Here is a 2,891-nt window from a genome sequence, read left to right as displayed (position 1 = left end):
GTGTACTTCGCCGTCTTCTTCATCCTCGGCTTCGTGTTGATGGCCGCGGCGGCGGGGGTGTGGGCCGATTTCGACCTGGGCTCGCCCGTCACCATCGCCAACTCACCCAGCCGCATCGCCAACCTTACCTCCATCTTTTCGGTGCTGGCGGTGCCCGTGACGGCGGCGCTGGCCGGGCACGCCGCGCACCGCGACTTCCAGGCGGGCATCCACCCGCTCTTCTTTACGACGCCCGTCCCCAAGCCGGCCTACCTGGGTGCCCGCTACCTGGGCGCGGTGATCGCCAACCTGCTGGTGCTGCTGGGGATACCGCTCGGCGCGGCCACGGCCGCCTCGCTGCCCTTCGCCGACCCGGACCGCATCGCCTCGTACGGGGCCGGGGCGTACGCGCTGCCCTTCGCGCTGATCGTCATTCCCAACGTGCTGGCCACGTCGGCGCTGTTCCTGGTGATGGGCGCGCTCAGCCGCAAGTTCGTGGCGGTTCAGGTGGGCGGGCTGGCGCTGCTGCTGGGGTGGAGCATCTCGCGCGTGTTCGTAGACGGCCTGGACTTCGACTGGTTCACCCAGCTTTCCGACCCGTTCGGCCTGGCGCCGCTGAACTGGGCCATGCGCTACTGGACGGTGGCGGAATCCAACGGCATGCCCCTGCCGCTGACCGACGCGCTGCTGCTGAACCGGGTGCTGTGGATGGCGGTGGGCGGAGCGATCCTGGCCTACGGCATCGCCCGGTTCCGCTTCGCGCAGTTCGCCAGCGAATCGGGCGGACGGCTGCCCGCGGAGCCGACGCAGGCTCCGTCGCTGGCGGCGCGGCTGACGCTTCCTCAGCCCCATCGCTCCTTCGGGTCCGCGGCGCGGTCGGCGCAGGTGGGCGGGGTGGCGCACGCGTCGTTCCTGCGGATGGTGCGCGGTGTCTGGTTCTGGCTCCTGGCCGGGATGTGCGTGGCGCTGGGGCTGGTGATGGGCGGCCAGCGCGGCACCATCTACGGCGTGGAGCCGCACCCCGTCACGTACATGATGCTGGAGATGGTCAGCGGCTCGTTCATGCTGTTCATCATCGTGATCGTGGCCGTGTACGCGGGCGAGCTGGTGTGGGAAGAGCGCGAGGCACGGACTGCGCAGATCCACGATTCCATGCCCGTGCCCAACTGGGTGCCCTTCGCCGGCAAGGCGCTGGCGCTGGCGGCAATGGTGGCCGTCCTCCTGTTCGCCAGCATGCTGACGGGCATGCTGATCCAGGCGGCCTCCGGCTACTTCCGGATGGAGCCGGGGCTGTACCTGCGCGAACTGTTCGGGATTCGCCTGCCGTATTTCGTACTGTGGATCGTGTTCGCCATGACGGTGCAGTCGCTGGCGAACCACAAGTACGTAGGGCACCTGATCGTCATTCTGTACTTCGTGCTGAGCCCGTACCTGTACTCCACCAGCCTTTCGCACAACCTGTTTCACTACTCGGCCTCGCCGGAGACGCTCTACTCGGACATGAACGGCTACGGCCACACGCTGCGGCCGTGGGCGTGGTACACCGCCTTCTGGGGCGGCGTGGCCGTGCTGATGGCCATCGCCAGCAACCTGCTCTGGGTGCGGGGGCAGGAGCAGGGCGGGGGATGGCGGATGAAGATGGCCCGCGCCCGCGCGAAGCGGCCCGTGCTGGCCGCCGCCGCGTCGGCGTTCGCGCTGGTTCTGGGGACGGGCGGCTTCATCGTCCACAACACCACCGTGCTGAACGAGTGGGAGACGGAGGAGGATGCCGAGCGGATCCAGGCGCTGTACGAAAAGCAGTACAAGAAGTTCGAGGCGCTTCCGCAGCCGCGCATCACCGACGTGCGGCTGGAGGTGGACATCCATCCCGCGTCGCGCGACCTGGCCATCCGTGGCGTGTACCGGCTGGTGAACCGCGCCGGGCGTCCCATCGACCAGGTGCACGTCGACATCGTGAACACCATCACGGTCGACCGGCTGGAACTGGGCGCGCCGGCGCAGCCCATCATCCGCGACAAGAAGAAGGGGTACCACGCCTTTCGCCTCGCGCGCCCCCTGGCCCCGGGCGACTCGACGGAGCTGCGCTTCACCCTGCGGTTCGTGACGCGCGGGTTTGCGGACGAGCCCTCGTTCCATCCCGTGGTGCAGAACGGCACCTTCTTCGACAACCAGTGGCTGCCGGGGATCGGCTACAACCCGGAGGGCGAGCTGCAGGACGAGGGCGCGCGCGAGCGGCACGGCCTGTCCGAGCGCCCGCGCGTGCCGGCGATCGGCGATCCGCGCGCGCTGATGCGCAACGACCTGTCGCGCGACGCCGACTGGATCAAGTTTGCCGCGACCGTCTCCACCTCGCCCGACCAGGTGGCGATCGCGCCGGGGCGGCTGGTGCGCGAGTGGCGGCGGGACGGGCGCCGGTTCTTCCGGTACGAGATGGAAGCGCCGATGCTGAACTTCTACTCGTTCCTCTCCGCGCGCTTCACGGTACGGCGCGACCGGTGGAAGGGCGTGGACATCGAGGTGTTCCACCATCCCGGGCACGAGTACAACGTGGCGCGGATGATCCGCTCGGTGAAGGCGTCGCTCGACTACTTCACGCGCGAGTTCGGCCCATACCAGCACCGGCAGGTGCGGATCGTGGAGTTTCCGCGCTACGGCGACTACGCGCAGTCGTTCGCGGGCACCATTCCGTACAGCGAGGGCATCGGCTTCATCGCCGACGTGGAGGCGGACGACATCGACTACCCGTACTTCGTCACCGCGCACGAGGTGGCGCACCAGTGGTGGGGTCACCAGGCGGTGGGCGCGCACGTGCAGGGCTCGGCCATGCTCAGCGAAACGCTGGCCGAGTACAGCGCGCTGATGGTGATGGAAAAGGAGTACGGGCGCGAGCAGATCGGGCGCTTCCTGCGCTA

General features: G+C 68.6%; 1 protein-coding gene. It reads left to right on the top strand.

The genetic code is table 11. The features are described 5' to 3' along the window. Window positions 1-2,891 (top strand): hypothetical protein (locus VIB55_RS23655; RefSeq protein WP_331879146.1); only part of this gene is annotated, 2,891 nt, incomplete at both ends.

This window comes from Longimicrobium sp. (assembly GCF_036554565.1).
Lineage (GTDB): Bacteria > Gemmatimonadota > Gemmatimonadetes > Longimicrobiales > Longimicrobiaceae > Longimicrobium.
Note: the sequence above shows the minus strand (reverse complement) of the source record. Positions and strands in the feature narration are given on the sequence as shown.